The 1050-nt window shown below is 32.6% G+C and carries 2 protein-coding genes; both read right to left on the bottom strand.

Annotated elements, in window-relative coordinates; all coding sequences use genetic code 11:
• Window positions 1–264 precede the first annotated feature (264 nt).
• Complete coding sequence (locus tag G3O09_RS22055; protein WP_163103579.1) at window positions 265–660, bottom strand: TIGR03826 family flagellar region protein; 396 nt, start codon at window positions 658–660, stop codon at window positions 265–267.
• Window positions 661–738: 78 nt separating this feature from the next.
• A partial coding sequence (locus G3O09_RS22060; RefSeq protein ID WP_163103580.1) for a ComF family protein occupies window positions 739–1050 on the bottom strand: 312 nt, incomplete at its 5' end.

Consider the following 1050-nt stretch of genomic DNA (forward strand, 5'->3'; position numbering starts at 1 on the left):
GCTTACTTTCTCCGCACGGTCTTGTTCAAACTTAGATGATGACAATAGCTTCTTAGCCTCATCAGATATTTGTATTTCATCTTTCTTATACAACAGCTGTGACTTTTCTTGCTGCAAATCACTTGTCTGTTTTTTATAAGGATTGCTTTGAATTGAATTATATTGATCTATACGCATATTTACTCACCTCTTTAAGAGACTGTTATTCATATAAAGTATATCGACAATTATAAATAAATCTTTAAATTATGAAAATAAAATAGGTTAATTGTCATCTGTATGGTAATAAGGTAATGCTTCTTCTTGTTTTCTACTAATGAAGTCCTCAATTGATAGTTCTGACTTTAATTTATTTTTGCAAGGTGCACAAATTCTTCCATCATTAATTGGATTTTGACAACCATCACAGGGATAAGTAAAATTCGGATATCCTTTTACACGAATTCTCCCTTGGTGAATGAAATAGATAATTTTATTCTCTGAAACCGTGGTCGCTTCACTTACATCTACAATCGTAGCATTCCGATTCTCGCTTTTTCTAATATATCGATATACTTTATCATACTGTTGTTCTTCCTCATAAAAACACGTATCACAACATTTTCGAATACGTTTCACAAATAGTTTTCCGCAATGCGGACAGTTCAATATATTATTCATTACGTTCCGCTCCTCAGCACATTTATCTGTCCTTTATATCGGAAAATGCTAAAGAGTTTTTAACAGGGAATTCTTTTTTTATCTTGCTAGTGTGATTGAAGAGACCTCCCTTGCTCCAGCCTCTAATAAAACCATAGCAGCATATCGGATTGTGCTTCCAGTAGTATAAACATCATCTACTAATACAAACTTTTTACCCATTGCATTTATTTCGTCAACAAACTCAAATGGATTTTCTTTTTTCTGTAATCGATCATTACGAGACTTCTTACTTTGTTTTTCTTCATGATTTTTTCTTTTTAGTAAGTTACTTGTATGCTTCTTCAAACCTATTGCCAAAAGTTCAGCTTGATTAAATCCTCTTTCATAATGTCGCTCCTCACTTAGTGG

Source organism: Peribacillus alkalitolerans (assembly GCF_010882125.1).
Lineage (GTDB): Bacteria > Bacillota > Bacilli > Bacillales > DSM-1321 > Bacillus_BN > Bacillus_BN alkalitolerans.